This window comes from bacterium, assembly GCA_031082185.1.
GTDB lineage: Bacteria > Sysuimicrobiota > Sysuimicrobiia > Sysuimicrobiales > Humicultoraceae > VGFA01.
In genome coordinates, this window is record JAVHLI010000026.1 from 1 (window position 1) to 7,553 (window position 7,553).

Below are 7,553 nucleotides of genomic sequence, written 5' to 3' on the forward strand. Positions count from 1 at the left end.
CTTCGGGATTTGATCCGCGCTGCGCAAGAAAATCCCACCGGGCTGATCCTTCCCCGTATACGTCGAATGCGCCTGGATCAGGCCATCGAGTCGTTCACGCAACGGCTGCTCATAGCCGCCTGCCTCCTCGTTGAGGATCACCAGGTCTGCCGTCAATCCGTGCATCCGCCAGTAGGTATGCGCCTGGAGCATCTGACGGACCAGGCTGATATCCCGTGTTTCGCCAATGGTGATCAGGGCAATCGGCAAGTCGCCCGAGATTCCATAGGGCCATAAGCCGGCTTGGCCCTTGCGGTTCTCTTCGATGCGTTCGGTGGGAGGGCGTAAGAGCAGGTTGGGAAACAGCAGGTGGCTGGCTATCTGCTGGAAGCGGCGAGCTTCGTCGGGCTGGATGCGAAGCAATCGCAGCTCAAGCTGGGCAGAAGCCGAGGCGAAATCCATCGCCCGATCGATTGCATGGGGATCGCTGTACTTACCCATCAGCCTCAAGACCTGCTGGCGTGTTTCGCCGGCGGCGAGAACCAAGGAAACCTGGACACGCTGGCCTGGACCAAGAGTCAGGCTCTGGCGCAGGCTGAGGATAGGGTCCAGGACGAAACCCTGGCTGTTGCCAAGCTTCTGGAGGACCCCCATCGGATTCGCGAGCGTCCGCCCTCGGCCGATGAATCGGCGCCGGTCGGTCTCGAACTGCAAACCTTCGTCCTCGGCGTGTTCAAGCGTCAGGCGGTGCGCAACATAAATGGGTGGGTCGTCTTCCGCGCGAGATCGGCGGCACGCGAGGAGCGCTTGATGTTTAGGCACCGCTTCGGTTTGGATGAACAGCTTGTTGAAGGCCGGATGCTGCCGGTCTGCGTTGTGCGGCGCCAGCGAGAGTTCAACGTAGCTCGTGAGATTGAAACGGCGGGTGCGAAGGGACCGATTGATCAGGGTGACCCGCCGAATCTCAACGTCATCTTCCGGCGAGACGACGACCTCCGTTTCGGTTTGAATGCCGTTATCGGCGCGCCGGAACACGGCACGGTCGAGCGCGAAGTTGGCGGAGTACGCCTCAACCTTCCCACCGACCGGGTGATACGTGTTGGACCACACTCGATCCGGGTCGGCCTCATGGATGTAGCAGAAGGTCCCCCACGGATCTTGAGTCCGATCCGCCCTCCAGCGTGTGATCTCAAAGTTGCCCCACCGACTGTATCCCCCGCCTGCGTTCGTGATCATCAGGCCATAGCGACCATTGCAAAGCAGTTGGGTTTTGGGCGTGCTCGTATGAGGGGTATCGAATTTGCTCACCGATGGTGCGACTTCGCCGATGCTCTCCGCCAAAGACATTCTCTCTCGCGTGGAGATGTGGTGCAGCGGAGACAGGATCGGGACGCGTTCATGGAGCAAGGGTTCAACGGCACGCACGCGTGCGTCGGCATGAAAATGGCGCTGGATAGGATTGCCATGAAGGAAGTTGGTCAGCGACAGGAAACCCATGCCTTGATGATGCGCCAGGTAGGCTTGAACGATCATCCCACGCTCGCCCTCACGACTCGGCTGACGGCTGAAGTCCATCGCTTCGTAATAGCCGTAATCGTTCAGTAGCCCCAGACCGGCCAGTCGTTTCAGATTCTGCACGGTCTCTCTCGGCGCAAGGTTCAGCGCCAGAAGGCTGGCATAGGGTGAGACGACGACTTTTTCCTCCAGGCCGCGCTTCAATCCGAGCTCCGGTACGCCAAATGCCTTATATTGATAGGTCTTGTTGAAGTCCAGATCTCCAAAGGCGGACTCCGAGATCCCCCACGGCACACGGCGCTGGCGGCCGTAGGCAATGTGGATCGCCACCGCTTCCCTCGCCGCTTTATCCAGGAGCGAGTTCTCCTGGGAGCGTTGGAAAATCAGCGGCATCAGATATTCGAACATGGTCCCGGTCCAGCTGAGCAGGACTCGGCGCCGACCGATTGCACCGTAGGGTCGACTCATGGAGAACCAATGCTCAACCGGGACATCGCCCCGGGCGATGGCGATGAAACTCCCAAGCCGCGCCTCACTCGCCAAAAGATCGTAGTAGGAGCTATCCAGGCGGCCTTCGGACACGTTGTAGCCGACTGAGAACAACCGTCGTTCGGGGTCATACAAGAAGCGCATATTGATCGATTCGGATAACTCGCGTCCGTCGCGGATGAGCCGCTCGCCCAAACCCAGGATTTCACCGGCCAGCCATCGCGACTTGGAGAAGGCCTCCATAAGACGGTCAAGCCATTCGACGAGGGGGCCTGCGGCTGAGGGCGCCTCTTCACGGATCGATTGGAGGATCGGAATACAGCCGATGCGCCCGTGGGCCAGATCGAGAAGCGAAGGCGCGTGATACAGATCCTGGCGGATGGCGAGCAGGGCCTCCGGACCCAGGTGGGCGACCTCCTCTTCCGTTTTTTCATCGAGGATTTCGATCCAGGTGAGATAGCGATCCGTGACCTTTAGCCAGGCCGATACCTGCCCCTCCATCTGCCTGGCCCAATAAGCCGCTTCCGTTTCAACGTCGGCGGACTCACGCACCTGATCGGCGAGAGCCCTTACGCTACCCTCCACCCGCCGCAGCAGGCGAAGCGCGTCGGCAATACGAGCCGGCGGGGCTTCCCACGCGCGCATCAGTAGGCCGAGGGTGTGTCCATCCAGACCCGAAATGGATTCCTGTTCGACGACCTGTTTCAGGATTTCCCCGGTATCCCGCAGGCCTTCAAAGGCTTTCCCATCCAGGACGGGTTTCTGAATCAGCTTGTCCAGTCCATGCTCCAATGACCATAGGGCACCCAGCAGGTTTCCGCTGTCTACGGCGGACACGTAGCGAGGTTCGAGAGGGGTCAGGGTTTGAACATCGTACCAATTCAGCAGATGGCCCTCATAGCGGTCCAGTTTGCCGATCGTCTCCATGGTATGGGTCAGCTTTTCGACGACCTGATCCGCAGTCATATACCCGAAATCATGTGCGGATAGTGCGCTGAGCATCCAGAGACCGATGTTGGTTGGACTGGTACGCATCGCCAGTTGGTTCTGAGGGGAGACCTGGTAGTTGTCGGGTGGAAGCCAAGACGTATCATCGCTGACAAAGTCCGAGAAATAGCGCCAGGTTCGTCGTGCAACCTTTCTCAGGAACTGCAGATCCTTTTCAGGCAGCAGGAGTTGCTTTTGCTTCGCCTGCGGTCGAAGGTTCAAGAGCCCGCCGATCAGAGGGGATAGGAACCACAAGACGAGCCAGGGACTGGCTATCGCAAGACTCGATGGCATCCAGTGCTGCACTGCCCAACCTACGATCCCACTGAACAGGCTCGCCAGGCCCAAAGAGGCTACAAACAATGTCTGGCGACGCGGTCCACTCTGATGGGTCACCTGGGCCGAAGTCCACTCGAGCAACCCACGGCGAGAGATGAGGCGGCGATACCAGACCCGCACAATGGCATCCAGAGCCAGCCCGGCCTGGTGCACAAGCAGCGCCGCATCGGCAACCGTCCGCAGCAGGTCGTGCGCCACCTTCGAGAAGGAGAAGCTCTTCAGCCCCTGGCGGGTGGTCGCCATGGTGAAGGGCTGCGCGAAAGGGTGGAAAAGCAACTGCATGGCGACCACAAGCGTAGAGATCCACCCGATCTGAGGAGAAGTCAGCCAGGAGGCTATGAGCAAGCCCAGGCTGGTCGTGGGTATCAGGCTCCGGCGCAAGTTGTCGAAAATCTTCCAACGGTCGAACCAGGAGATCGGGTTTGGCACTCGCCGTCCTCCAGGCTCGGGAACCCGCGGCAAAATCCAATCCGCGATTTGCCAATCACCACGAATCCAACGATGTTGCCGGCGGGTGTAGGTCAGGTAACCCTGCGGGAACTCATCATAGAGCTCAATATCACTGGCCAGGCCCACTCGGACGTGAGCGCCTTCAATCAAGTCATGGCTCAGCAACCACTCTTCAGGAAACCTCCCAGACAGCACTCGACTGAAGGCGCGCACATCATAGATACCCTTGCCATGGTAGGAGCCTTCACCGGCCAGATCCTGATTGACATCGGAAACGGCCTTGGTGTATGGGTCAATTCCGACCGCGTCAGCGAAGAGTCGGCTGAAAGGCGAGGCGCTCGTGCTCGGAAGCGTTGGGCTCACGCGCGGCTGGATGATGGTGTAAGAGCCGGCCAGGATCCTGCCTGCGGCATTGAAGCGCGGCCGGTTGAGAGGGTGTGCCAGGGTCTCGATCATCCTGCGGGCAGTGCCAAGAGGCAGTTGTGTGTCGCTGTCTAACGTGATGACGAACCTCACATTGGACAGATGATCCGGGTCGCCGAAATATACCAAACGATCGGCATCTTCAGGTCGCGTTCCATCGATCAGACGATTGAGTTCTTCTATCTTCCCGCGTTTGCGTTCCCAACCGATGAATTTCTGCTCGGATTCACTCCAGGTGCGGTTCCGATGGAAAAGGAAGAAACGCTGACCGCCATACCGATGGTTCAGAGCTTGGAGGCTCCCGGTCATAGTCTGGAGCAGTCTTTCATCGTCCTCACGATGCGCCTGATCCGAATCGGTGTAGTCCGTGAAGAGACTGAAGAGCAGATTGCTTTCTTTGTTGGCCAGGTACCGGATTTCTAACTTCTCCACTTCTGCCCGGATTGTCTCCGTGTTCCCTAGAAAACCGGGCACAACGACTAACGTTCGAAATGCGTCAGGAATGCCCGAAACCTCAAAATCCATCTTTGGAAGGGTTCGGGGTGGAAGGAGCCGCATGACGAGGTAATTCAAAACCTCGAGCGCGAGTTGGCTGACGGGGATCAGCAAAAGGAGGGCGATCGTAAGCCGGACCCCGGGCGTCTGTCCGTGCAGACCAAGCAGGACGATCAGGGAGATGAATACAGCGGAGAAGAAGCTGAGCCCAAGAAAGTACGCTGCAGAATGATGGCGGTATACCCACTGAAGGACGCGGAAACGTGGCGCCTCATGGCAGAGTATGAGTCGCGCAAGTTCGCGCCTTCCTTCACCCATCAGATAGGTCCCGACGTGGATCCGCCGGTCATCTTCCGTCGCTTCACGTGCGGCTTGCATAGATAGCTCGATGGCGTGTCGTGCGACCTGGTCTTCCGCCTGACCGGACCGACGCGCGAGATCTTCAATCCCACGGCGATACCGATCGCGCGTGTCGAAATCCATCTTGGGATAGACCCCGGATGGATCCAGCCGAAGCAACCGCTCCACGCGGCTGAGCTGCTCGAAGATTCGTCTCCAATCCAACAGGGCGAGCTGTCGCAAACTGGTAAACGCATTCCCGATCGATATCTGATCCTTCGTCTGGCGGTTTTGCTCACGCAGGTTGAGCTCGCTCAGGGGCTTACGGTAGATGCGCTCCAGCCAGCTCTGGACCGGCGCTAACGCGGCGTCTTCGTCGTAGAGATGATCGACCAGTTGAGCAGCGAAATAGGGGCTCGGGCCGGGTTGGGTTGCAGCAAGTTCTGCCAGGATAGAGAAGAGCTGTTTGGGATCTCGCCGGTTGGCCGTAATGAGCCTGTTCGCCCAGAAGTCGGCGATCTCACCTTCCCGTAGCTCGGTCAGAGCGCTGGCGGCAAGATCATGGATGCTCTCAATCAACGCGATGCGCAGCATCTGGGGGACAGCCCAGAGTTCGCCAATCGTCAGCGTGTGCACGGATTGATAGGCCTCAATAAATGCATGGATGTTCTCCCGGTCTAGGCGCAACTGTGTATAGGAGACGAGTTCCTTCGCCAGACCGTAGATGCGCGGCAGACCCCGGTAGGACTCGTTGGCGAGTGTCGGCAGCTCCTGGTAAAAACGCCGAGGAAGGTTGAGCTGAACGTCGCGGGCGTTGCTCTCGATGACATGCTCATTGTCGAGGATCCACTCGGCGGTCGGAGGCGCACCCTGTTCCAGTCGGCTCGCTTCGGAGAGATCCAGGCATACCTGATGGATCCATTGATGGGCGTTTTCGACCCGCCTCAGCAGCTCAGCGATCCGCCGCGGCCTTGGGTCCACTTTGTGGTCCATGGCCAGGCGCTGGGCATGCTCCTGGATCTGCGCCGGAGAGAGCGGCGCCCCAGGGCTTCGCACATCTCCAATCGGACTCTCGCGCTTCGGATGCAGGACGAAGACTGCGGGCGGAATGTCGCCGCTTTCTCGAAGTACCGCCACTGGGAACCGCAGTGTTTCAATCGGCGCCTGGAGGATCAGGACAGTCTCCCCGGACACCAACCAACGTGCGTGATCCTCAAGCAGCCTTCGTTCGACACCGTACTTCGATCGTCGTATCCACACCCCACCGAAGATGGTTCCGATAAATCCACCCGCAAAGATCGAAACCAGGGTAGAGAGGCTTCCGCTCAGAATCGGCGCCGGCCAGTGGAGGACCAGGGATGCAACGCCGGCGAGGCCCCCGAAAACAATGGCAGTCAAGGTCGCCCCGAGAGCACGGCGCCAAAGGAAGGGGTCCCGTATGTGTACATCTCCGTCCGCGGTCTTGTGCACCCATGCGGCGCGGCGGAAGCCCCTTCTCTGCAGCTCCCGTAGATCTCTACGAGCTTCATCCCGTTCTGCGAAGTAGCCTATGAGGGTGCCTGCTTCCATATTTTCTTCCTTGTATCACCCCTGGGTCTAAGTTCCTATCAGGCTGCTGAAAAACGCCCATCTGCGGCGTTGCCCTTATCCTTCGTCATTGCGGCGTACATCCAAGTACGCCTCATTCCTCAGGTGAGTTTGTCCTGAGCTTGTCGAAGGAGGCGCCCCCGCAAGCGGGATTTCGCAAAGCTCAACTTGCATCTGGGCATTTTTGAGCAGCCTGAGAAAAACGACCTTTTCAGCATCCTGCTAAGTTCCTATGCATCGCAACGGATTTCACTGGGTAGGAATCTGGGACACAGGCGCCACCCGTATATCGTCTTGTGGCGTCGCTGGCCAACTCCAGTGAGTTAGGCTGAATGAATAATTAATTTGTCAAATGCCAAGGGCAAACCCCATTCACGGGCTACCATCTTTTAAAGACTGAAACGGGAGATGGGCTTGATCTGAAGAGAAGACGGTGCTCCCTTTTAAGACTTTATCATCGGCCCAAATGTTCTGGGAATCCCACTTTTCGTTGTTATCAGCCCAATCAAGGGAAGTGTCGATGCATTTCGCAACGCTTTTACCAGTAACATTAAGTAACAGGAAGAGCAGGCTCCGCCTGAGGTTGATAGGAGAAACTCTTAAAAGAAATGGAATATGTCGAAGGATCGAAGAGAAAGAACAAAACTCACTTTGGACATAATGGTGTCCCTCGGCAAGCTCCTGAGGAGTCATGTTCTTGGGTTGAAATACGACGGTATGGTGGTCGTAATGGCTCCAATCGTGGGATATGATTCGACCCTGATCTTTGAAACGCTGGTATATTCGTGTTCCGGGATAGGGCGTCAAAACATGTAAGGCCATCGTGGGAAGTTTATTCCTCGCCAAAAACTCCAGGGTATCATCAAAAATGGCTTTCGTATCCGTATCAAATCCCAAAATAATGGAGGGGTGAAAGGCAATACCATTGTCCTGGATAATCTTAATCGCCT

Annotated in this window: 2 protein-coding genes; both read right to left on the reverse strand. The window is 57.7% G+C overall.

Annotated elements, in window-relative coordinates; all coding sequences use genetic code 11:
• A partial coding sequence (locus RDU83_13740; GenBank protein ID MDQ7842063.1) for a glucoamylase family protein occupies window positions 1–6,414 on the reverse strand: 6,414 nt, incomplete at its 3' end.
• Between the two features lie 561 nt (window positions 6,415–6,975).
• Window positions 6,976–7,553 (reverse strand): hypothetical protein (locus tag RDU83_13745; GenBank protein ID MDQ7842064.1); only part of this gene is annotated, 578 nt, incomplete at its 5' end.